Origin of the sequence: Natrinema sp. SYSU A 869, assembly GCF_019879105.1 — an archaeon.
Taxonomy (GTDB): domain Archaea; phylum Halobacteriota; class Halobacteria; order Halobacteriales; family Natrialbaceae; genus Natrinema.
In genome coordinates, this window is the sequence record NZ_CP082249.1 from 1,652,597 (window position 1) to 1,673,816 (window position 21,220).

General features: G+C 64.4%; 27 protein-coding genes and 1 pseudogene. 14 read left to right on the forward strand and 14 right to left on the reverse strand.

The genetic code is table 11. The features are described from left to right. Window positions 1-2: 2 nt before the first annotated feature. Window positions 3-290 carry a GYD domain-containing protein gene (locus tag K6I40_RS16345; protein ID WP_222920068.1) on the reverse strand — a complete coding sequence of 96 codons (288 nt, stop codon included), beginning with the start codon at window positions 288-290 and terminating at the stop codon, window positions 3-5. Window positions 291-423: 133 nt separating this feature from the next. On the opposite strand from K6I40_RS16345, the gene pyk reads away from it, so the two are divergent. From pyk to K6I40_RS16365, 4 genes are all read left to right on the forward strand, one after another. Further along, window positions 424-2,181 carry a pyruvate kinase gene (gene pyk / locus K6I40_RS16350; protein WP_222920069.1) on the forward strand — a complete coding sequence of 586 codons (1,758 nt, stop codon included), beginning with the start codon at window positions 424-426 and terminating at the stop codon, window positions 2,179-2,181. Further along, complete coding sequence (locus K6I40_RS16355) at window positions 2,156-2,638, forward strand: hypothetical protein (RefSeq protein WP_255682108.1); 483 nt, start codon at window positions 2,156-2,158, stop codon at window positions 2,636-2,638. Before pyk ends, K6I40_RS16355 begins: the two co-directional genes overlap by 26 nt. Window positions 2,639-2,701: 63 nt before the next feature. After that, the gene (locus K6I40_RS16360; protein WP_222920070.1) at window positions 2,702-3,034 is read left to right on the forward strand and encodes a hypothetical protein; all 333 of its coding nucleotides are present in this window, start codon (window positions 2,702-2,704) and stop codon (window positions 3,032-3,034) included. Window positions 3,035-3,095: 61 nt separating this feature from the next. After that, a complete protein-coding gene (locus tag K6I40_RS16365; RefSeq protein ID WP_222920071.1) occupies window positions 3,096-4,349 on the forward strand; it encodes a tRNA (N(6)-L-threonylcarbamoyladenosine(37)-C(2))-methylthiotransferase in 1,254 nt (417 codons plus the stop codon). A gap of 58 nt (window positions 4,350-4,407) precedes the next feature. On the opposite strand, the gene K6I40_RS16370 is transcribed toward K6I40_RS16365, so the two are convergent. Beyond that, window positions 4,408-4,887, reverse strand: a complete 480-nt coding sequence (locus K6I40_RS16370) for a redoxin domain-containing protein (protein ID WP_222920072.1) — start codon at window positions 4,885-4,887, stop codon at window positions 4,408-4,410. Between the two features lie 112 nt (window positions 4,888-4,999). Between K6I40_RS16370 and K6I40_RS16375 the strand changes: the two genes are divergently transcribed. After that, on the forward strand, window positions 5,000-5,236 hold the full coding sequence (locus tag K6I40_RS16375) for a glutathione S-transferase N-terminal domain-containing protein (protein WP_222920073.1): 237 nt from the start codon (window positions 5,000-5,002) through the stop codon (window positions 5,234-5,236). Window positions 5,237-5,258: 22 nt separating this feature from the next. Here K6I40_RS16375 and K6I40_RS16380 read toward each other — a convergent pair whose 3' ends face one another. The 3 genes from K6I40_RS16380 to K6I40_RS16390 all read right to left on the reverse strand — a co-directional run bounded on the left by K6I40_RS16380 (window position 5,259) and on the right by K6I40_RS16390 (window position 6,669). Further along, window positions 5,259-5,663: a cupin domain-containing protein gene (locus K6I40_RS16380; RefSeq protein WP_222920074.1), complete on the reverse strand. Its 405-nt coding sequence runs from the start codon at window positions 5,661-5,663 to the stop codon at window positions 5,259-5,261. A gap of 113 nt (window positions 5,664-5,776) precedes the next feature. Further along, window positions 5,777-6,025: a hypothetical protein gene (locus K6I40_RS16385; RefSeq protein ID WP_255682112.1), complete on the reverse strand. Its 249-nt coding sequence runs from the start codon at window positions 6,023-6,025 to the stop codon at window positions 5,777-5,779. A 104-nt stretch (window positions 6,026-6,129) separates the two neighbouring features. Then, window positions 6,130-6,669, reverse strand: a complete 540-nt coding sequence (locus tag K6I40_RS16390; RefSeq protein ID WP_222920075.1) for an HIT domain-containing protein — start codon at window positions 6,667-6,669, stop codon at window positions 6,130-6,132. Window positions 6,670-6,923: 254 nt separating this feature from the next. Between K6I40_RS16390 and K6I40_RS16395 the strand changes: the two genes are divergently transcribed. Continuing rightward, the gene (locus K6I40_RS16395; protein ID WP_222920076.1) at window positions 6,924-7,124 is read left to right on the forward strand and encodes a hypothetical protein; all 201 of its coding nucleotides are present in this window, start codon (window positions 6,924-6,926) and stop codon (window positions 7,122-7,124) included. Window positions 7,125-7,255: 131 nt separating this feature from the next. Here the strand turns inward: K6I40_RS16395 and map are convergent, their stop codons facing one another. Both map and K6I40_RS28540 read right to left on the reverse strand, forming a co-directional pair. Continuing rightward, window positions 7,256-8,155: a type II methionyl aminopeptidase gene (map, locus tag K6I40_RS16400; protein WP_222920077.1), complete on the reverse strand. Its 900-nt coding sequence runs from the start codon at window positions 8,153-8,155 to the stop codon at window positions 7,256-7,258. 76 nt (window positions 8,156-8,231) lie between these two features. Continuing rightward, window positions 8,232-8,357 (reverse strand): hypothetical protein, encoded by a 126-nt coding sequence (locus K6I40_RS28540; protein WP_255682114.1) that lies wholly within the window; start codon window positions 8,355-8,357, stop codon window positions 8,232-8,234. 604 nt (window positions 8,358-8,961) lie between these two features. Between K6I40_RS28540 and icd the strand changes: the two genes are divergently transcribed. Beyond that, window positions 8,962-10,224 carry an isocitrate dehydrogenase (NADP(+)) gene (gene icd / locus K6I40_RS16405; RefSeq protein ID WP_222920078.1) on the forward strand — a complete coding sequence of 421 codons (1,263 nt, stop codon included), beginning with the start codon at window positions 8,962-8,964 and terminating at the stop codon, window positions 10,222-10,224. 150 nt (window positions 10,225-10,374) lie between these two features. Here the strand turns inward: icd and K6I40_RS16410 are convergent, their stop codons facing one another. Then, window positions 10,375-12,105 carry a HAMP domain-containing sensor histidine kinase gene (locus K6I40_RS16410; RefSeq protein WP_222920079.1) on the reverse strand — a complete coding sequence of 577 codons (1,731 nt, stop codon included), beginning with the start codon at window positions 12,103-12,105 and terminating at the stop codon, window positions 10,375-10,377. Window positions 12,106-12,166: 61 nt separating this feature from the next. Between K6I40_RS16410 and K6I40_RS16415 the strand changes: the two genes are divergently transcribed. Together K6I40_RS16415 and K6I40_RS16420 are read left to right on the forward strand one after the other, a co-directional pair. Continuing rightward, window positions 12,167-12,364 carry a hypothetical protein gene (locus tag K6I40_RS16415; RefSeq protein ID WP_222920080.1) on the forward strand — a complete coding sequence of 66 codons (198 nt, stop codon included), beginning with the start codon at window positions 12,167-12,169 and terminating at the stop codon, window positions 12,362-12,364. Window positions 12,365-12,578: 214 nt separating this feature from the next. Then, window positions 12,579-13,010 carry a GNAT family N-acetyltransferase gene (locus K6I40_RS16420; RefSeq protein WP_222920081.1) on the forward strand — a complete coding sequence of 144 codons (432 nt, stop codon included), beginning with the start codon at window positions 12,579-12,581 and terminating at the stop codon, window positions 13,008-13,010. Between the two features lie 111 nt (window positions 13,011-13,121). On the opposite strand, the gene K6I40_RS16425 is transcribed toward K6I40_RS16420, so the two are convergent. Then, window positions 13,122-13,388 (reverse strand): hypothetical protein, encoded by a 267-nt coding sequence (locus tag K6I40_RS16425; protein WP_255682116.1) that lies wholly within the window; start codon window positions 13,386-13,388, stop codon window positions 13,122-13,124. A 25-nt stretch (window positions 13,389-13,413) separates the two neighbouring features. On the opposite strand from K6I40_RS16425, the gene K6I40_RS16430 reads away from it, so the two are divergent. Then, window positions 13,414-13,563 (forward strand): hypothetical protein, encoded by a 150-nt coding sequence (locus tag K6I40_RS16430; RefSeq protein WP_222920082.1) that lies wholly within the window; start codon window positions 13,414-13,416, stop codon window positions 13,561-13,563. Between the two features lie 63 nt (window positions 13,564-13,626). On the opposite strand, the pseudogene K6I40_RS16435 reads toward K6I40_RS16430, so the two are convergent. Further along, window positions 13,627-14,993: pseudogene (locus K6I40_RS16435) on the reverse strand (divalent metal cation transporter). Between the two features lie 75 nt (window positions 14,994-15,068). Further along, window positions 15,069-15,461 (reverse strand): cupin domain-containing protein, encoded by a 393-nt coding sequence (locus tag K6I40_RS16440; protein ID WP_222920083.1) that lies wholly within the window; start codon window positions 15,459-15,461, stop codon window positions 15,069-15,071. 132 nt (window positions 15,462-15,593) lie between these two features. Here K6I40_RS16440 and K6I40_RS16445 point away from each other — a divergent pair, with 132 nt between their 5' ends. From K6I40_RS16445 to K6I40_RS16455, 3 genes are all read left to right on the forward strand, one after another. Then, window positions 15,594-15,926 carry a multidrug efflux SMR transporter gene (locus K6I40_RS16445; RefSeq protein ID WP_222920084.1) on the forward strand — a complete coding sequence of 111 codons (333 nt, stop codon included), beginning with the start codon at window positions 15,594-15,596 and terminating at the stop codon, window positions 15,924-15,926. A 106-nt stretch (window positions 15,927-16,032) separates the two neighbouring features. Next, the gene (locus K6I40_RS16450) at window positions 16,033-16,557 is read left to right on the forward strand and encodes a DUF5817 domain-containing protein (RefSeq protein WP_222920085.1); all 525 of its coding nucleotides are present in this window, start codon (window positions 16,033-16,035) and stop codon (window positions 16,555-16,557) included. Window positions 16,558-16,609: 52 nt separating this feature from the next. After that, window positions 16,610-16,975: a hypothetical protein gene (locus tag K6I40_RS16455; RefSeq protein WP_222920086.1), complete on the forward strand. Its 366-nt coding sequence runs from the start codon at window positions 16,610-16,612 to the stop codon at window positions 16,973-16,975. A 127-nt stretch (window positions 16,976-17,102) separates the two neighbouring features. Here K6I40_RS16455 and hmgA read toward each other — a convergent pair whose 3' ends face one another. The 3 genes from hmgA to K6I40_RS16470 all read right to left on the reverse strand — a co-directional run bounded on the left by hmgA (window position 17,103) and on the right by K6I40_RS16470 (window position 19,352). Then, window positions 17,103-18,329 carry a hydroxymethylglutaryl-CoA reductase (NADPH) gene (gene hmgA / locus K6I40_RS16460; RefSeq protein ID WP_222920087.1) on the reverse strand — a complete coding sequence of 409 codons (1,227 nt, stop codon included), beginning with the start codon at window positions 18,327-18,329 and terminating at the stop codon, window positions 17,103-17,105. Window positions 18,330-18,406: 77 nt separating this feature from the next. Then, a complete protein-coding gene (locus K6I40_RS16465; protein ID WP_222920088.1) occupies window positions 18,407-18,805 on the reverse strand; it encodes a hypothetical protein in 399 nt (132 codons plus the stop codon). Window positions 18,806-18,962: 157 nt separating this feature from the next. Further along, entirely contained in the window at window positions 18,963-19,352 is a 390-nt protein-coding gene (locus tag K6I40_RS16470; protein WP_222920089.1) for a hypothetical protein, read from the reverse strand. A gap of 174 nt (window positions 19,353-19,526) precedes the next feature. Here K6I40_RS16470 and K6I40_RS16475 point away from each other — a divergent pair, with 174 nt between their 5' ends. Beyond that, a complete protein-coding gene (locus K6I40_RS16475; RefSeq protein ID WP_222920090.1) occupies window positions 19,527-21,143 on the forward strand; it encodes an amidohydrolase in 1,617 nt (538 codons plus the stop codon). Window positions 21,144-21,220 lie beyond the last annotated feature (77 nt).

Here is a 21,220-nt window from a genome sequence, read left to right on the forward strand (position 1 = left end):
GATCAGACCTCGTCGACGACCTGCGCGAAGTCGTCGGTGTCAACAATTTCCATCGTCTTTCCCTCGAGACCGTGTCGGTGGAGCGTCAGCGCCGACTTGAACGCTCCCTCGTTGTCGTCGGTTTCGAATACGATGAGGAAGTCGTGTTCGCCGAGAGCGGCGTAGGAGTCGTGGAGGTCCGCGCCGTGGTCCTCGAACTCCGTCCGGATTTCGCCCCAGATCGTCGCGAGTTCCTGGGCGTTCTGGACATCGCGATCGGCGAGGTCGACGAGCGTTGCGTAGGTCGGCATGTCGTTTGAAAGGGGCGATCCGCGGAAAACGGTTAACGTGGCAGACGACGGGATCGATACTCGGCGGACGAGGCTGGTACTCGAATTCGAGTAAGTGACCATCTTTTAGGCAATGCTGGCAGTATCTTCCGACATGAGAAATGCGAAAATCGTCTGTACGCTGGGACCGGCATCGAACGACCGGGAAACGATCCGAGAGCTCGCCGCGGCTGGGATGTCCGTTGCACGGCTGAACGCGAGCCACGGCAGCCCCGAGGACCGCGCGGACGTAATCGACCGCGTCCGCGAAGTCGACGAAGAGCGAACGGAGCCCGTTGCGGTCATGCTCGACATGCAGGGTCCAGAGATCCGGACCGCGCCGCTGCCCGAGGGCGAGACGGTGACCCTCGAGACCGACTCCGAGATTCGGTTCGTCGAGAGCGAGGAGACGACGCCGGAGACGGTCGGCCTCTCGCTGTCGATCGACGCTGTTGAGCCGGGGGATCGCATCCTGCTCGCCGACGGATTAATCGAGACAACTGTTCTCGAGCGCGACGGCGACGCGGTTCGGGCGCGAGTCGACACCGGCGGCGAACTGGGCGGTCGAAAAGGGGTCAACGTCCCCGGCGTCGAGCTGGGACTCGATATCGTCACCGAAAAGGATCGCAGAGACCTCGAACTGGCCGCAGAGAAGGGCGTCGATTTCGTCGCGGCGAGTTTCGTCCGGGACGCCGAGGACGTCTACGAGGTCGGCGAGGTTCTCGAAGAGAACGATGCCGATATCCCCATCATCGCGAAGATCGAGCGAGCGGGTGCGGTCGAAAACCTAGACGAGATCATCGACGCCGCCTACGGCGTGATGGTCGCACGCGGTGACCTCGGTGTCGAGTGTCCGATGGAGGACGTCCCGATGATTCAAAAGCGGATCATCCGGAAGTGTCGCGAGGCCGGCCGGCCGGTCATCACGGCGACGGAGATGCTCGACTCGATGGTCCACGCCCGCCGGCCCACGCGCGCAGAGGCCTCTGACGTCGCAAACGCCGTCCTCGACGGCACCGACGGGGTCATGCTGTCGGCCGAGACGGCGGTCGGCGACCACCCCGTCGAGGTCGTCGACGCGATGGACAGCATCGTCCGCGAGGTCGAAGGCTCCGAGGAGCACGCCGAGTTGTTCGAGCAGCGGGTGCCGGCGTCGGGGGAGGCGCGGACGGACGCGCTGGCGCGTTCGGCACGGTTCCTGGCACGAGACATCGGCGCGGATGCGGTCGTCGCCGCGACGGAGTCCGGCTATACGGCGCTGAAAACGGCGAAATACCGACCGGGCGTCCCGGTCGTCGCCTCGACACCGAGCCAGACGGTTCGCCGCCAGCTCGCCTTGACCTGGGGCGTGACGCCGCTATACGCGCCCGTCTCGGACCAGGGCGCTGACGCCGTCGTCGAGAAGGCGGTCCAGGCCGCACTGGACGCTGGCGTCGCCCAGAGCGGGGACACCGTCGTCGTCCTCTGTGGGATGATGACCGACCTCGAGGGGGCGAACACGACGAACATGCTGAAGGTCCACGTCGCCGCGGACGCGCTGACGACCGGACGGGTCGTCGTCGAAGGGCGGACCACCGGTCCCGTCGTCCGCGTTACGGACGGCGACCTCACCGACGTTCCCGACGGGGCGATCCTCGCGCTTCCCACCGATTTCGACGAGGAGTTTTCCGGCGACACGAGTCGAATCGGCGGTATCGTCAACGCCGAGCGGGGCATGACCGGCTATCCGGCGCTGGTCGCACGCGAACTCGGGATTCCGATGATCAGCGATGCGGACATCGCGGACCTCGTGGACGGCGACACCGTTACCGTCGACGCCGAACGCGGCGTCATCTACGGCGGCGAGATTGGCAATCGAACCGAGCGGCTCTGAACTGAACGTGAGGCGACCCGCGACCGGACCGCGGGTTTTTGACGACGGATCCATTACGACCGAGTATGGCAGACGAGCCCCCGGGAACGGCAACGCCACCGACGACCGATGGAACGATCCCTCGGGGACGGAGCCGGGAGCTGACAGAGGAGACGGTTCGAACAGCGTCGACTCGAGCAACGAGTGGGGCGTAACCGATCGAGCCGACCGACCGACGGTCGGCGGCGACCCGGATGATGACCGCGACGACGAGCGGGACCGAATCCCGCTCGATCTCTCCGGCTCGAGCGAGGATACGTCGGACGGTGACGACGAGGGCGAGGACGAGTACGCACCCGAATCCAGTGCGACGCCGATCGAACCCGGCGATCCAGACCTCGAGAACGCGCTGTTCGTCGTTCTGGGGGCGATCGCCATGGTACTCGTGCTCGCGCGGTTAATTATAGTCCCCCTGTGACGGAATTCGGGGACGAAGACTCGAGTACTGTACCCGCTTCGAACAGCCGACCGAAGGAGACCCATGCGCGTTCAGAGTTATATATACAACAGCGAGACTGCCGCGGAGCACGTCGAGACCGTCCTCGAGCGACTGTCGGATCGCGACGAGTCGATCGACTATCTGGATATCGCTGCGGCGGACGACCGGGACGACGCGATCCGAGAGGCGATGCTGACGGTCCGCGAGTCAGTCCGAATCGGCACGAATCCAGACGAAATCTACGATGAGGACGGAAACCCGGACTTTTCGGCCGGCGTCCTCGTCACTAAAGCGCCGACCGGGCGTCGGACCCTCACGATCGGAGCGGACGCGCTCGAGGAACTGGACGACGAGACCGAGACGGACGGCGGGTAACTGACGGCGGCCCCGATCCGTCGAGTTTTTGCGTTACCAGCCCTGAGAACGGTCCAAGCGAATGGCCCGGTATCACATCGAAACCTACGGCTGTACGTCGAATCGCGGGGAGAGCCGTGAGATCGAGCGCCGGCTCCGCGATGCGGGCCACTATCAGGTCGACGGGGCCGAGGAGGCCGACGTCGCCATCCTCAACACCTGCACCGTCGTCGAGAAGACCGAGCGCAACATGCTCCGGCGGGCCGAAGAACTAGCCGACGAGACGGCCGACCTCTTCATCACGGGCTGTATGGCGCTGGCCCAGGGCGAGGAGTTTGCGCGGGCGGACGTCGACGGACAGGTACTCCACTGGGACGAGGTTCCCGAAGCCGTCACCAACGGCGAGTGTCCGACGACAACCCCCGATGCGGAACCGATCCTCGACGGCGTCGTCGGCATCCTCCCGATTGCACGGGGCTGTATGTCCGATTGTTCCTACTGCATCACCAAGCAGGCGACCGGCAAGATCGACTCGCCCTCAATCGAGGAAAACGTCGAGAAGGCCCGCGCGCTGATCCACGCCGGCGCGAAGGAGATCCGCATCACCGGCCAGGACACCGGTGTCTACGGCTGGGACGAGGGCGAACGCAAGCTCCACCGGCTGCTCGAGGAGATCTGCGAGATCGAAGGCGACTTCCGGGTCCGCGTGGGGATGGCCAACCCAAAGGGCGTCCATGGCATCAGCGAGGAACTAGCCGCGGTCTTCGCCGCGAACGACGAACTCTATGACTTCCTGCACGCGCCCGTCCAGTCCGGGAGCGACGATGTCCTCGGCGATATGCGCCGCCAACATCAAGTCGAGGAGTACGTCGAGGTCGTCGAGACCTTCGACGAGCACCTCGACTACTGGACGCTATCGACCGATTTCATCGTCGGCTTCCCGACCGAGACCGACCACGACCACGAGCAGTCGATGGCGCTGCTGCGCGAGACCCGTCCGGAGAAGATCAACGTTACCCGCTTCTCGAAGCGTCCCGGCACGGACGCCGCCGAGATGAAGGGCCTAGGTGGGACGATCAAGAAGGAGCGGTCCAAGGAGATGAGCGAAGTCAAGCGCGAAATCGTCCGCGAGGCCTACGCGGACATGGTCGGCGAGCGTCGCGAGGACTGTCTCGTCGTCGAGCAGGGCACCGCCGACTCCGTGAAGTGTCGTGACTCGGCCTATCGCCAGATCATCATCCAGAACGCCAGCGAACACGGTATCGAGCCCGGCGACTTCGTCGATCTCGAGGTGACGGCCCACGAGACGATGTACGCGTTCGGTGAGCCGGTCTAACGGGTCGCCGTCGTCGCTTCCTGTTCTGCATCCGGCTTCGAGTGCACGAAATCCGCCGTTAGAGGTTCGCAACGGCGTCTTCGATCTCCTTGCGGGGAAGCGGCGAGATCCAGTCGTCCGCGACGAAGGCGTACTTGACCTCGCGATCCGGGTCGAGGACGAACGCGGACCGCCAGGGCGTCGAGACGTTCGCCATGTGTGATCGCTCGGCGAGCAGTTCGAGCGATTCGCTGACGTCGCCGTTGACGTCGGCGAAGAACCAGAAATCCGGCCGATCCAGCCAGCGGAGGAACTCGTTTTGCGCGTAGGGGCCGTCACGGCTCACACCGAGTACCGGAACGCCCTCGAACTCCCCCCAGCCGGCGCGAACGAACTGTTTCCACCAGTTCTGTGCGATCGCGCTAAACGCGAAACCGGTACAGACCACGACGCCGCCGCGAGCCCCGAGCGCCTCGGAGAGGGGCGTCGAACGGAACGTCTCGCCGTCACAGAGGAGCGCCTCGAAGTCGGCAACGGTCTCGCCCTCGGTCGGTGGCATACCCGAGGACTCTCGCGCGGATAGAAAAAACTCCGTCTCGCAGTCGAATGGAGCGATGGCGAGCAGCCGGCGTTCGGCGTACCCTTTTCAGTGATACCGCACAACAACCACCATGCTCACGCTCTACCGGCTGGAGGGCTGTCCGTACTGCGAACACGTCGTGGATCGCCTCGAGGAACTCGATCTTGACTACGAGAGCGTCTGGGTCGAGGGGCTCCACTCGAAGCGCAACGAGGTCAAGCGCGTCTCGGGCCAGCGACAGGTTCCCGTCGTCGTCGACGAGGCGTCCAGCGTGACGATGGCCGAATCCGAGCGGATCCTCGACTACCTCGAGACGACCTACGCCTGAGGTCTTCAGGTCCGGGTCCGTGTCAGTCTTCCTCGAGTCCGTGCGGGTCCAGTCCCGGATCCTCGACCGCGGGCGCGCCAATCGCGAGCACGACTCCCTCCTCGTCGCCGACGTTGCGGTGGCCGTGCCCGATGTCCGGTTTGGCGATCCAGAACGTTCCCGGACCGGCCTCGACGTACTCCTCCTCGCCCGAACGGCCGAGTTTCAGAGAGAACTCGCCCTCAAGGACGTAGTAGAGTTCCTCCTGTTCAGTGTGCGCGTGGTACTGGATCTCCTCGCCGGGCTCGAAATACCAGAGCTTGACGTTGAGCGCGTCGGTTTCGAAGAACTCGTCGAGCGCGCGGATGCGCAGATCCGGCGGAATCTCGTCGACGTCGGAGAGGTCGGTCATCGGTACGTCGTCGATCTGAACCACGTCGTATTCCATGCCACTTCATCGCACAATAACGCCCACCAAAAGTGTCCCGTCAGCTGTTCCAGATTGCTGGCTGTGGCAAGACGGGTCGTTCGGTCTGCCTCTCACCGTTCGAGCGGTCACTGCTATGATTGCCCATCGGGATCGTTGTCTCCGCTCCGAGACGCTACCCCCTGGCCGATACTGATCGACTCCTCGAGTCCCTGCTGGAGCGGCGGTTCGGTATCGCGGTAGTCCAGCGTGGCGCGGACGAGCGGCCGGACGGCGAACCGACCGATCGCGTACACCAGCGCGAACGTGAGCAGGAAGGTCGCGACGTTGTCGAGTAGGGAGAGATACGCACGATCAGTTCCTCGAGACGAGTTAATTCGCACACGGCCGGCGTTCGACGGAGACTCGTACAAGGGTTGGGCCGGCAGTCGCGCTCGCGGCGCGGACCGACCGCCGGGGCGTCCCGTCGTCGCGCAGATTCGCGCCGTTACTCGACGACGACGGCGCTGTCTTCGTCGGGGACCGTCGCTCCCTCCTGTGCGGCGAACGCGTCGTGGACGTGTTCGTATGTCGCCTCGAGCGCCTCGACGATCACCGTCGTGTCACTGAGGACGGGCATGAAGTTGGTGTCGCCCTCCCACCGCGGCACGACATGAGTATGGAGGTGGTCATCGATCGAGCCACCGGCCCCATCACCGAGGTTCAAGCCGGCATTGAAACCGTCCGGTTCGAGTGCGGCCTCGAGTGCATCGAACGTTCGCTGTTTCAAGCAGGCATGATCGAGCAGGATATCGTCCGCGAGAGCCGTGTACTCGCCGGTATGGGTGTGCGGGATTACCATCAGGTGTCCCGGGTTGTACGGATAGTTGTTCAACATAACGAACGCGTGGTCGCTTCGCGCGACGAGCAGGTTCTCCCGATCGTCACCCAGATCGGGGAGTTCACAGAAGACGCACTCCTCGATGTCGGGGTTTCCTTTGTCGCGTCGGATCCACTCGATTCGCCACGGTGCGAACACCTGCTCCATGTTCGATACCACTCGAGGTGCCCCTAAAGCGTTTCAGTCCGCCGGATCAGGTCGGATCCTACTGGTAATATTACTGTAAATCCATGCGAAAGTGACTCATAATTGCGCTATAAAGCCACGAAAACAGGATCTAAACGGTATCGAACGCTCTCAGACGATTTCGCGAGGAGGGCGACGCCCTCTTGCGGTTTTGGCGGCTCACGGCTCAAAATGAAACGTGGGTTTAAGATAGGGCTACCGCAAGTAAGCCGGTAATGGCAACGACTGACGACTCTGTTAACGGGATGACCGAGCACTGCGAGGAATGCGACTTGGAAACACTTCACGAGGTATCCGTCCAGATCAGAACTGAGAGCCTCAAGCAAGAAAACGCACAGTTCTCTCGCGAACCGTACCGTGTGAGCGAGTGTCAGCGGTGTGGTGACCGCTCGAGTCAGCGGATGAATAACGCGTAAGCCTCCGCCGGTTGTGAATCGGGACGACAAATCACCCTCGTTGCCCGGTCTCCCGCGGCCGGCGCTCGACTCGCACGTCGGGCGTTCGGCCGTCCGAACTATTACCAATACGAATTTCCAGTTTCGGCGAATTACATCTCAGTTGTCACTTCGCAGCCGTCCTCGGTAATGATGATCGTATGTTCTTTCTGACTGACGAGATAGCCGTCGTCTTCCTTGAGCACCGGATAGCCGTGGACGATATCGTTACGCTCGAGTCGGCGCAGCGCCATCTCGGGTCGATCGGTCTCGAGCCACCGCGTCGCGAACGGTAGCGTTCGGAACTCCTCGGTGATCTGTTCGAGTGCCTCGCGGGCCTGTCGGTTTCGGACGGTTCCCTCGCGCTCGAGCGAGAAGATTTCCTCGCTGGCCCCCTCGGTGACCTTGCCGCCGCCGTCGGTCGCGAACGGCTCGATCGCGACGACATCGCCGACCTCGAGCGTCGTTCCCTGCGAGACGGCGCGGTTCGGAATGTTCGGACTGGTGTGTTGCTCCCAGTGACCTAGTCCGTGACCGGTGAGATTGACGACGGGGTTGTAGCCGTAGCCGTCGATGATGTCCTCGATCTCGGCACCGATCTCGCCGGTCCCGATTCCGGGCTCGATGATGTCGAGCGCGGCCTCGAGGGCCTGTTCGGAGGCTTCGGCCAAGTCGGGGTTACCGGAGAGGTCGACGGTAATCGCGGTGTCCGCCAGCCAGCCGTCGACGTGGACACCGATGTCCAGGTTGATCATCTCCTCACCGAAGGTCGTCTCGTCGTCGATCGACGGCGTCGCGTGGGCTGCCTCCTCGTCGACAGAGATGTTGACGGGGAACGCGGGTTGTCCGCCCAGTTCTTGAATGCGATCCTCCGCCCACTCGGCTACCTCGAGGTGGCTCGCACCGACCTCGACGCGTTCGGCGGTTTCTTCGCGTACCTGGGCGAGGATTTCCCCCGCTTCGCGGTGTTTCTCGTACTGCTCGGACTCGAGGTCCACCTCGGTTTCGGCCATGTCTCCGGGTTGGACAGGTCGACAAAAAGAGGTTCCGTCTCTCCGACGGTCGACGCGGCCGGTCCCTGTCTCCGAGTCAGCGATTCGCGGGCTCCCCGTCGACCCAGTTACACGACGGACAGGCGACGATTCCCTGTACGTTCGACAGCGTCACGTCACAGCGCGGACACCGGCTCGAAGCGTACTGCGGCGCTCGCAACATAGTTCGCCTCACGGATACGTCAATAATAAATGTTCCTCACGACGATCGTCGAACCCACGACATCGAGCAACGGGGGGTGTACTCGAGCGGTGACTGAACGTCTCCCCGAACCGACCGTTTGCGAAAGAAATGATGCGTAACGACACCGGGACCTGTGAAACGGTCGCCACAGATTATATCCGGCGCGCGTCTGGATATGACTGGCGTGAGAGACGCCATCGATCCGAGTCGGCGTCACTGACACCGACTCAAGCACCGTGACGCCACTGCGAGAACGAGGGCACGAACGCGATGCATCCGGCGGGTGGATCCGCGGTCTCGCAGTGGCAGTCACTGGCAGCTTTCCGTTACGGCCGTTCGCTTGGGAGCGTCCCCGGTCGTGTGGGCGCATCGAGAGTCAAAAGTGTTGATTTTGCGGCGAACACACTATCATCTGACGGACTATTATATCGAGGCAGTGACCGTATTTTGTCGATTAGACCGTTCAGCCGACCGTTTTCACGACAATGAGGGGATATAGAACGAATGGGTATCGTTCAACTTTTGCCGGCCCGCGATGGAAATGGTAGACCTTTTACCCCCGTCGAAGAACCGTACAGACGAGATGAGCTACGACAAGATCGAGGTCCCCGAAGCGGGGGAGCAGATCACGCTGAAAGAGGGTACCGAGGACGAACTCGAGGTACCTGACAACCCGATTATCCCGATTATCTACGGTGACGGTGTCGGGAGCGACGTCGGTCCCGCCGCACAGAAGGTTCTGGAGGCAGCCGCGGAGGCGACCGGCCGCGACATCAACTGGATGCGTCTCTACGCCGGCGAGTCCGCACGCGAGAAGTACGACGAGAACCTGCCCGTCGAGACCGTCGAGGCGATCAAGGAACACCGCGTCGCGATCAAGGGCCCGCTGACGACCCCCGTCGGTGCCGGCTTCCGTTCGCTGAACGTCGCCCTGCGAAAGAAGCTCGACCTCTACGCGAACGTCCGCCCGACCTATTACATGGACGGCGTCCCGTCACCGGTCAAGGACCCCAGCGAGATGGATATGGTCACCTTCCGTGAGAACACGGAAGACGTCTATGCCGGCATCGAGTGGGAGGCCGGCACCGACGAAGTCCAGCAGGTCAAGGAATTCGTCGAAGACGAGATGGGCGACGACGACGTCATCCACGACGGTCCCGTCGGCATCGGCATCAAGCCGATCACCGAGTTCGGATCCAAGCGCCTCATCCGCCGCGCCATCGACTACGCCCTCGAGCACGACCGCGACTCGGTCACGCTGGTCCACAAGGGTAACATCATGAAGTTCACCGAGGGCCAGTTCCGCGACTGGGGCTACGAGGTCGCCAACGAGGAGTACGGTGACGAGGTCATCACCGAGGATACCCTCTGGGAGGAGCGAGACGGCGAAGCGCCAGAAGACGCGGTCGTCGTCAACGACCGCATCGCCGACAACATGCTCCAGCAGCTGCTGACCCGGACCGATAACTACGACGTCATCGCGACGATGAACCTCAACGGGGACTACATGTCCGACGCCGCCGGCGCACAGATCGGTGGCCTCGGCATCGCCCCCGGTTCGAACTTCGGCGACGGCCTCCTGCTGGCCGAACCCGTCCACGGCTCCGCGCCCAAGTACGAGGGTCAGGACAAGGTCAACCCGACCGCCATGATCCTCTCGGGCCGCATGATGCTCGACTACATCGGCTGGGACGACGCCGCCGACCTCGTCCGTGACGCCGTCGAGGAGACCATCTCCTCCGGCAAGGTCACCTACGACCTCGAGCGCAACCTCGAGGACGCCGAGAAGCTCGCAACCAGCAAGTACGCCGAGGAAGTCGTCAAGAATATCGAAAAGCTGTCGTAAGACAGTTTCTCGCACTCGCGCGGTTCTCCGTGCGAATATCGAGACGCGTTCGCTGAACACGTCTCACCCGCATATTCTCGTTCTCTCTCGTCGTTCGATATCGCGAGTCGATCGCTGCTGTACTCCCGAGTCGATCGGTTCCGCTCAACCTCACTCGCGATAGCGCTGCAGTTCGACGACGAAGGCGGCTCCACCCAGCTCGCTCGATTCGATCCACACGTCGCCGTCGTACTGCGAGACGAGCGTGTCGACGAGATAGAGACCGACTCCCGATCCCTCGCTCTCGAGGCCCTTCTCGCCGCGACCGAAGACGGTGTCGCGGCGATCGGGGGGAATCCCGGGACCGTTGTCCGCGATGCGGACATTCACCCTCTCGGCCTCGGCTCGGACAGAAATCTCGACGCGCGGCTCGGCTGCGTCGGTGTGCTGGACCGCGTTGTTCAGGAGGTTCCTGAACACGGTCGACAGGAGCGGCCCGGCACGGACGGCGACCGGTGGGATGGCCCCGTCGACGACGAAGTCGGCGTCGGGGTACGCCTCGCGGCGGCGTCGGAGCGTCTCCATAAGCGTCGCCGCGAGCGGGACCGATTCCGTGCCACGATCGTCGTCATCCCAGAGTTCGGTAAAGGCCTGCAGCGTCTGGGTGAGTTCGATCGTGTGCCGCGTCGTGTCGAGCATTCGCTCGAGCATTTCACGCTCGTCGCCGTCGACGCGGTTGTTCAGTTCCTCGCCCCAGCCGAGGGCGACCGCCATGTCGTTGCGGATGTCGTGGCGGACGATCCGATTCAGGAGCAGCAACTCCTCGTTGCGGCGGGACAACGTCGCCTTGTTGCGCTCGAGTCGTCGGCTCAGCGCCGCTGCATCGAAGAAGACGTACGACTGCCGGGCGACGAGCGCGAGCAACACGAGCGCGCCGAGCGCGAGTCCGACCCGGTCGAGGGTGCCGGTCGACGCGGCGTACCCGGTGACGGCCATCGCGAGCAGGAACGGCACGTAGGGGGCGATCGCCTCCCTGAACGCGTACCGGCGTCGGTCGATATCGAGCGGTGGTGTTGCCGCCGACGGATGGAGCGCGGCGAGCCCGACCATCAGATTGCCAGCGAGCCAGATCATGTCGAACTCGCTGTAGACGTATCCCCCCGTGACCGACAGGTAGGCAAATACGCTGTCGGAGAGCGCCCAGACGACAGTGCCCGCGGCGAAGAGCGTAATCGGGACGCGTCGCGGACCGCGTTCGTAGGCCGCGACGATGAACGCGATCGCTCCGATGACGATACCGAGCGACGGGTACGCCGCGGACACCAAGATCGTCGCGGTGTTGGCATCGCTGGTCGCCAGAATCGACTCGAGCACGAACTGCCAGCTGATTGTGAACAGTGCGACCGCGACGAGGAGTCCGTCGAGGGCGATGCGAAGAGCCGATCCCAGACGGTGCTGGGAAGCGGCGATCACCAGCAGTCCGCCTGTGAGGAAGAGGTAGTCCCCGAGATAGAACAAATCCGGCACGCCGGGATACGGAACGCCGCCCAGCCACAGTTCGTAGCACATCCATGCGAACTCGCCGGCCGCGAACAGTCCAGCGCTGACCGCGATGAGCCCCCAGCCGAGCGCGTCCGGCGGCTCGCTCCGGCGGGCCAGCAGTCCCAGCGCGACGGCGGCCGCGGTCGCACTGCTCGTGAGGACGATATTCGAGAAGAGGAGGATTCCCTCAGGGCCCCCGATCGAGAAGTGCATCCAGCCGATCGATCCGAGGACGAACAGTCCCGCGGCGATCCACGCCCGTCGGAACTGGTGGGGCTCCAATCGGAACGGCGCGCTCGACTCGAGGTCCAGCTCGGATGTCGAGGAATCGGATACGTCCGTGTGTGGCTCGGCGCTCATCGCTTCGTCTCATCGCAAGACGAGGCCAGCGTAAAGACGCACCGGCCGAATTGACTCACTAGTGAGTGGTATCGGGGGGCTGTCCCCGATCGCTCGACCTCGAGACCGCCGCGAAACGGAGGTGGGAAGCGTCGTCGGCCCGTTGGCGAGGGAGGAAGACCGTCGCCGAAACGTGACAGTGCCGCGAATGGTCGGCGGGCTACCGTCCGAACCGAACGAGACGGGATCGACTGCCTCCGTCTCGGAGCGACGGTATTGATCGCGATCAGTAGCGTTTCGGGGCGGTGTCGATGCGTGGCCAGTGTAATCTAGCGAGTCCCATCCGCGACAGAATGACGATCCGACGCTCGTGATCCGCGCCTCAAGCAACGATCTCATCTCCTGGGAAAGCGCGCTGAACCTGTACGACGCCGTCGGCGCGACGAGAGCCGTCTGTCGTAACGTTCTCGTCGCGGCCACGCGTACTCGAGGCCATGGTCGAGGTACGCGTCGCCGACACGGAACGAGCGCGCGAGGACGCCTTCGCGGTCCGACGGACGGTGTTCGTCGAGGAGCAGGGCGTCGACGAGGAACTGGAGTACGACGACCACGACGAGACCGCCGTCCACTTCGTCGCGTACGACGACAGAGAGCCGATCGGCGCGGCGCGACTTCGTGAGTACGAGGCGGGCGGAGGAAAGGTCGAACGCGTTGCGGCCCTCGAGTCCCGCCGAGCGGAGGGCGTCGGTCGCGCGCTGATGGAGGCGCTCGAGCGGCGGGCCATCGATTCGGGATTTGCGGCGCTGAAGCTCCACGCACAGACACGAGCCGCCGACTTCTATCGGAGTCTGGGCTACGAGCGCCGCGGGACGGAGTTCGAGGAGGCCGGTATCCCACACGTCGAGATGCGGAAATCACTGGCCTAATCGGAAATCGGTCGTGGCCCTCACTCGAGTCGCGGCAGGTCACCTGTCCGCTCCTGACGAATGAAATCTCGCACGAACAGACGGAGCTGTCGACACAGCTCCTCGCAGTCGTCATATGAGTAGATCCGGGCGTCCCAGCGGTCGCGGACAGCGGCGATCATCGCGCTTCGGACGCCCCAACTCGTGGGCGAACGCGACTCGTTCTTGGTGGGCCGCTGCATCCTCGTCGAACAGCGATTCGAGGACCGAACCGACCTCGATACCAACGCCGAGGGTGTCGCCGGCGGCGGGGATGACGTAGACGACGGCGTTGCTCGCTCGAGCAATACGGCGAGTGAGCTCGTGTCGGTGTCTGTCGACTGTCTGACTGACTTTCAAGGGTCAGTATGTGGGCGTCAATAGTATGGCACATGACAGTCACGGTCCTGCAAACGCGGCCACAGAGACGGTACAGATGGCTGCCCGCGTCCTCCTCCCGCTGACGATATCGGCCGCCGTCACTGCCGGTGGCGTGTTCGTCTTCTTCGCGCTGGTTACCGCCGTTCTGGGTTGACGGCTCGGTCGCGATCTCGAGCGTTGACACAACCCGACTCAGCGAGCATCAACGCGGCCCAACTCAGCGAGCGTCGATCCGCTTGCGGACGTCTCTCCCGGCGACACCGAGGATCGCCAGCGCCATCGCCGCCGCGAAGACGACGACGAACGCCGAGAGCGGCTCGGTCACCGTCTCGAGTTCCGCGAGGACGAACTCGCCCGCGAGAACGGCTGTGACGGCGAAAAGCGCGAGGCCGCCGGCGTTGGCCGGCAGCGAATTCGTCTCGGAAACGACCGCGGGATCGTTCAGCAGGGAGAGGATCACCGCGATGGCGAAGGGCGTCCCAACGAGCCCGAACGCCAGCGTGAGGACGAGGAGTTGGAAGAAGGTTCCCCGAGGAACGGGCCGATCGCGGAGGCGAGCGCGACGGCGACGATCGCAGCCCGGTATCGGCCGTCGCTGACGGACTGCTCCCAGCCGAGTTTGTCTGCGAGCAGGTATGGCGGAACGATCGTGTTGCCCCCGAGCGTCGAGACCGCCGCGCCCAGCAGGCCGGCGAGGAACAGCCACATGGCGTACTCGCCGGCGATCGGCCCCAGTGTCTGCGCGGCTCCGACCCCGTCAATCGTCGCCGGATCGACGCCGGCCGATGGGAGGATACTCGCCGCAACGAGAAAGACTCCAAGACTGAAAATTCCGAAGGCGACGAACATCGAACTGATGACGTCGAACGTCGCGATATCCGCGTCGCGGCCCGTCCAGCCGCGGGCCCGCATCGTGTAACTCTGCATGGTCAACAGCGTGATGTGGACCGCACCGCCGAGGATCCCCGCGGCGACGAGCGCCCCGTCGACGCCGGCCGGGATCGCGGGTTTCAGTCCACTCGCCGCCGCAGCCGGGTCGATCGGGACGACGAACACCGAGGCGACGAACGCGACGACGACGATCGAGACGAGAACCTTCGCGCCGACCTCCGCAAGGCGATAGCCGCCACCCGCGAGCCCCAAAGCGAGGATCACTGCCCAGACTACACCCCAGAGGCGCGGGTCGGTCAGTGCAGCGATACTGACACCCGCGTTGTCGACGATCGTCGCACTCGTGCCCGCCAGCGTCTTCATAATGACGAGCTGTGCTAATCCCGCGGCCAGTACGACGTCGACGACGAGTACCCAGGCCCAGACCGAGCCGAGGTGGCGTTCGACGACCGCGACGATGCCCGCTTCGGTGAGCAGCCCCAGCCGCATCGAGAGGTACTGTCCGACAGTACCCAGGACGGCTGAGAGGACGACCACCCACAGTAAGGCGTAGCCGAAGCTCGCGCCCGCGACCAGCAGACTGGCCATGGTCGCCGGCCCCGCCGCGATCGCACCGGCGAGCCACGTCGGCCCCAGTCGCTCGAGAAACGATTCGATTCGTCCGAGTCTCACCGATCCCTGCTCGGTTGCCATCGGGAACCCTTGCGAACTGAACTATATAACTGCGTGGTATTCGTCGGTGCTAGACGGGCGAAAGCCCTCTGAGAGCTACTCCGACTGCCAGCTCGGGTTCTCCCGGGGCGGGCTGAAAATATCGATGCCCCGGACCGTCTCGTCGCCGCGGTTCTCGGCAGCGTGGGGCTGGTCGCCGGGAATCGCGTAGGAGTCACCGGGGCCACAGACGATCTCCTCGCCGCCATCGGGACTCTCCGATTCCTGATTGCCCGATGAGCTTCGTTCATCGCCGTCAGTGATGAAGACCAGTTCGCCCTCGACAATGAACCCGGTCTGCTCGTGAGGGTGGCTGTGCTCGTCGACCACCGCGCCGGGTTCGATCTCGAAATGCTGAACGTTCATCGAGTCGGTGCCGGCCAGCAGCGCCAAGTGGACGCCGTCGGCGGCTTCCGACGGCTCGAGGTCTGAAAGCGAAACGCGTTCCATACGCGGGGAAACGACAACGCGGCACATAATTCCGCGGATACCGGCGGTGACTCTCGGTCGTCGCGGGTTCCGTCGCAGCGGTTTCGACGGCAGTCCGAAACAAATATTAATTTTCTAACGTAACTGAGAGGTATGAACCCGTACGTGATACTCGGCGGTGCGATCCTGTCGGAGCTGTTCGGAACGACGGCGCTCAAGCTCTCTAACGGGTTCTCGCGGCCGCTGCCGAGTCTCGGTGTCGTCGTCGGCTACGGCTTTGCCTTCTATCTGCTCTCGCTGACGCTCGAGGACCTGCCGGTCGGCATCGTCTACGCGACGTGGGCCGCGCTCGGCATCATCGGCGTCGCGGCGATCGGCGTGGTCGCGTTCGACGAGCCCCTCGACGGGGCAGCCGTCGCCGGGATGGGGCTCATCCTCGCCGGCGTTTACTGTCTGAATATCCTGTCCGACGTGTCCGCGCACTGAGCCGCGGTCTCCCGTTTCCGGTTGCCGCTCTGACGGTGTCATAGCACCTGACTACTTTCGCCGCGCTTGCCGAACCTTGAACTACCGCGAGGGGCCACTCCGAGACATGTACGCCGTCGTCGGCTGTAGCGAGTGTTCGAACCTCTGGATCATCAAGGGCCGCTCTGAGACGACCCAATGTCCCCGCTGTGGCTCGCGCCGAGCCTACGAAAAGCGCAAGAAGTTTGTCGAGACCGACGACGCCGCTCACGCCCGCGACGTGCGCGCGTCGATGCTCGCTAACCGTCAGGGCCAGGGCGAGGCCTTCGCCGAACTGGACTCCTTTGCCGCCCTCGAGGACGAGGTCGCCGACGGCGTCGTCGATGACGACGAGTACCTCTCGGAATCTGGACTGGATGTCGACGAAGTCGACGCGGCCGGCGACCGCGACCCGCGCGGGCCGAGCCGTAGCGGGAGCAAGAAAGAAATCATCAAGGAAGCCCTCGAGGCTCTCGACGAGCCGACGGAAGACGAGGTGATCGAATACACCGGCGAGCGCGGCATCTCTGCCGAGTACGTCAGTGACGCGCTCGAGAAACTCACACGACGCGGAGTCGTCAGCGAGAGTCGCGGGCGCTACCGGCTGCTGTAGGTCGGCAGGATCGTATCGCCACGGCTATCCCGTCTCGACGGGTCTGTAGGGTATGGCAGAGACGGTCGACCTTCAGATGCCCGTCGTCGGTGCGGGGCTGGTGGTCGCGATCGGGTTGCTCGTTTACGGAACCGTCATCGGCGAGACGTTCGTCGGGATCGACACCTCCACCGGAGCGACGTGGATCCTCGCGGCGACGTTCGCCGTTCTCGCAGTGATCCACGCGAGCGTCGGCCAGTACGATCTCACGCTCGGACATGGAGGCGGTGCCGTCGGCTGGCTACTCGTCCTCCTCGGGTCGACGGGAGCGCACGTCGCGCTCGGACTGGTATTGCTTGCCCTGTCGGGCGGGTACATCGCGATCAGAACGAAGCGACGCCGCAGCGGCGATTCTCAGGAGCCAGCAGCGGGGAGCTAACCGGTCGCGTTTCCGGCGGACTGATACTCACTACCGACCACCTTCTGGACGCTTTTGGCGGTCACTCGAGGGGTCCGACAATAAAACTGAACGTCGGGAGCGGTCCGCTACAAAGGGATCGCCGGAGCTACCGGCCCAGATCCTCGTGTGCGCTCGCGAGGTGTCGCGAGGAGAGTGCGCCGAGTAGGGAGAGTTCGCCGGCGAGTGCACCGACGGCGATAATCTCGGCGAGCGCGTCGGCGTTCGAGCCCGGTGGATCGCCGCCGCCCCGAATACCGAGAATGTCCAGCGCTTCGGCCTGGGTCGGGAGTTTCGTCCCGCCGCCGACGGTACCGACCTCGAGCGAAGCCAGCGAGACGCTGGCGTAGAGATCGGTGGTGCCGTCCTCGCGCTCGCGGGCGTCCATGGTCGTGATCGTGTTGGCAGCCTCGACGACCTGGGCCTCGTCCTGGCCGGTCGCGAGGAAGGCCGCGCCGACGACGTTGGCGGCGTGGGCGTTGAACCCCAGACTTCCCGCTTTGGCGCTGCCGATCAGGTTCTTTCGAGTGTTGGCCTCGGCGATGGCGTCGGCGGTGGTGTGGAGACTGTCCTCGACGAGTTCGCCGGGGAGCAGAACGTCCGCGGTTACGGAGCGGCCCCGTCCCTCGACAGCGTTGACGGCGGCGGGTTTTTTGTCCGAACAGAGGTTCCCCGAGAGCGCAACGAGCGAGGCGGGCGTCTCCGCTTCGACGAGTTCGCAGGCCTCGCCGGTGGCGATCGTGGCCATGTTCATCCCCATCGCGTCCTTGGTATCGTAGGCAAAGCGCAGGTAGACGGAGTCACCGACGACGTAGGGCTCGATATCGAGCAGTTCGCCGTGGCTCGTCGTGGACTCGGCGGCCTCCCGAAGTGCCTCGAAGTTGTCCTCGACCCACTCGACGGTCTCGGCGGCCTCGACGACGCCGGCGACTCGGAAGACTGGCGCTCGAGTCATTCCGTTTTTTGTCACGCGCGCGTCCGCGCCGCCCGCGGACCGGATCACGCTGAGGCCGCGGTTGACCGACGCCAGCAGCGCGCCCTCGGTCGTCGCGAGAGGGAGGTAGTGTTCGCCGTCGGCCGCGCCGCCCGCTACGGGCACGGGGCCGACGACGCCCATCGGAACCTGCGCCGCGCCGATCATATTCTCGATGTTCGGGTCCGCCTGCTCGGCGGGGAAGGCGTAGTCGCCGATCGACTCGAGTTCCGCGCCGGTCTCCCGTTCGACGAGTAGCCGACGCGCGTGGGCCGCGGTATCATAGTCGGCGTGCTCCTCGAGTTCGTGAATGCGAAGGTCGCCCTCGCGCACTCGCTCGGCGAGGTCCTCGGGGTCTGTCATGGATGGGTCAAGAGGGTGGTGGGCCCTAACAGTTGCTGATCATCGCGACTCGAGCGCGACCGCTTGTCACCGGGGCGTCAGCGACCGGGGTCAGTCTGTGACTTCTCCATCCCCGTCACCGAACGTCGGTAGCCGGCGACGAACTCGTAGCCGACGAGACCGAGGAACGCGCCGCCACCGATCGCCAAGATCAGTTTCTCCTGAAGTTGGCCTGCGTCCCCGGCGAACGCCACTGCGAAGAGCATCGTTACGACGACGGCGAACCGGACTCTGCTACGGGGGGAGACGGTGGCGTCGGTCTTCGCGAGGTACAGTTGCGGGAGACAGACGAACAGGCCGGGGAAGAGGAAAAACTCGAGCACTGAATAGTCGTTGACCGTAATTCCGAACCGGGACTCCGCGACGACGACACCAGCGAACGCGACCGCGGCGAGGAGAAACGATCCGAGGATAACGCGGTTTTCGCGTGAGAGCACAGCTATCCATTCAATCGCAGACTGGTAATGGTTCCTACTGTAATGGCGAGAATCGAAGAGCCGATTTCGCGCGGTTGCCGTCGCCTCGGAGATCCGGTAGCAGCCAGCTGCCGGATCGGTTCCTGTCCGTTGTCACCCGATCACGGCATCGGTCCGGTCACGAGACCCTCGTCACGGACTCGTCGCTCGTCGTACGGTAGTCAGTGAGGACCTCATAACAGACGAGCGCAACGATCGAACTGATTCCAATCAGGGCAATCAACAGATGTCGTCCGCCGTCCGCGTCGGCGGCGAACGCGATCGCGAACGTCGCCATCGCGACCGCGGCGAACCGGAGCCTGCTTCGGGAACGGTCCTCGTCGTCGTCGGTGACCGCGAGGTACAACTGCGGCAACGCCACGGCGACGCCGGCGAACAGGAGAAAGGCGAGGAGCGGCCGGTCCCGAATCGCGACCCCGAACTGGCGATCCACGACGATCGAGCCGGCGAGCGCGAGAACGACCAGGAGAAGCGAGCCGAAGATGACGCGGCCTTCGCGATCGATCATACAGGCCGGTCAACGGATGGACAAGTCAACCTTGCGCTCGAGAGACGGTCGTAGGGCCGCCGTACGATCTCGTTTCGGCGTTTGGCGGTCCCTACTGGCCCGGCCAGTACTCGCGAACCGGACAGTGAGATCGGTGACCCAACTGTTTTGTCACTCGACCGCGCGAACTCTCGCATGACTGCGGCCGCTGACCGCTTGCTGGTCGACGCGGAGGTTCATGCCCTCACCGACCCCGACACCGTCTTCGAGGCAGTGGCGATCCGTGATGGCAAAATTGTCCGCCTCGGGAGACAGTCCGAGATCGAGTTCCTCGCGGACGTCGAAACCGACGTGATTGACTGCGGCGGACGAGTCGTCCTCCCGGGATTCATCGACGCGCACACGCACATGGAGCAACTGGGCCAACACCTCGTCCACGCGGATCTCTCGGACGCCGACGGTCCCGATGAATGCGTCCGACTGCTCCGCGAGCGGGCCGAGCAGGCCCCCGACCGCGAGTGGATACTCGGATTCGGCTACGACGAGAGCGAGTGGACCGACGCGCGGTCGACTCCACTGACGCGGGCGGAACTCGACCGCGTCAGCAAGGATCGACCGGTCGTCGCAATGCGAGTCGACTTGCACACTGCCTCGCTGAACACGGTCGCGCTCGAGCGCCTCGCTGACGACCTTCCCGAGGGCGATCTCCGACGCGAGGACGGCGAGCCGACCGGTGTCGCCGTCGAGGACGCCGCCGAAGCGGTCAGGAAACGGATCACGGCCGATCGCGAAGAGATGCGGACAGTGCTCACGGCCGCGACGGAGTACGCGGTCAAGCGCGGCGTCACCGGCGTCCACGACAAGGTCCGCGGCTCGGTCGCCCCGCGGGTCTACCGCGAGATGGCCGCCGACGGCGACCTCCCTCTGCGCGTGCGGATCGACTACTGGAGCGACCACCTCGAGGCGCTCATCGACGTCGGCGTCGGGACGAACGACGGCAATGAGCGAGTCCAGACCGGGGCAATCAAGTCCTTTTCGGACGGGAGTTTCGGGAGTCGAACGGCGAAACTTGCGGAGCCATACGTGGATGTCGACGGAGACGGCGGCGAAAGCGGCAACAGCGGCGACAGCGACGGCGAAGACGCATCGTCCGACTCCAGCGGCAAGCGCGGGCAGTGGGTCGTCGATCCGGCCGACCTCGCTGCCCTCGTCGAGCGAGCCGACAGAGAGGGGTACCAAGTCTGCATCCACGCCATCGGCGACGAAGCGATCGAGGAGACGCTGTCGGCCCTCGAGGCGACCGTCGATCCCGGCGGGTCGCGCCACCGGATCGAACACGCGGAGCTAGCGACCGACGACCACCTCGAGCGCATGGCCGACGCAGGGATCGTCGCCTCAATGCAGCCGAACTTCCACCGCTGGGCCGACGAGGACGGGCTCTACGACCAGCGCCTCGGCGCGGAGCGACGCGAGCGGACGAACCGGTTCCGCCGGGTGCTCGAGGCCGGTGTTCCCCTCGCCTTCGGCTCGGACTGTATGCCGCTGGATCCGTTACTGGGAATTCACCACGCGGTGAACGCGCCGACGGACCCACAGCGGCTATCGGTCACCGAGGCGCTGCGAGCGTACACGCGGGGTGCAGCCCTCGCCGGCTTTGACGACGAACGGCTTGGGACGCTCGAGCCCGGCAAACGCGGCGATCTGGTCGTGCTCGAGGAGTCACCGTGGGAGCGTTCGGATCGGATCGACGAGATCGATATCGCGATGACGCTCGTCGATGGCGAGATCGTCTTCGACGGACGCGAGATGTAATAGCGGTCGCGGACGCGCCTACCACGTCCACGGTTCATTGCGACCGCCGCCGAACGACACCTCTGAGCGACGCGAGA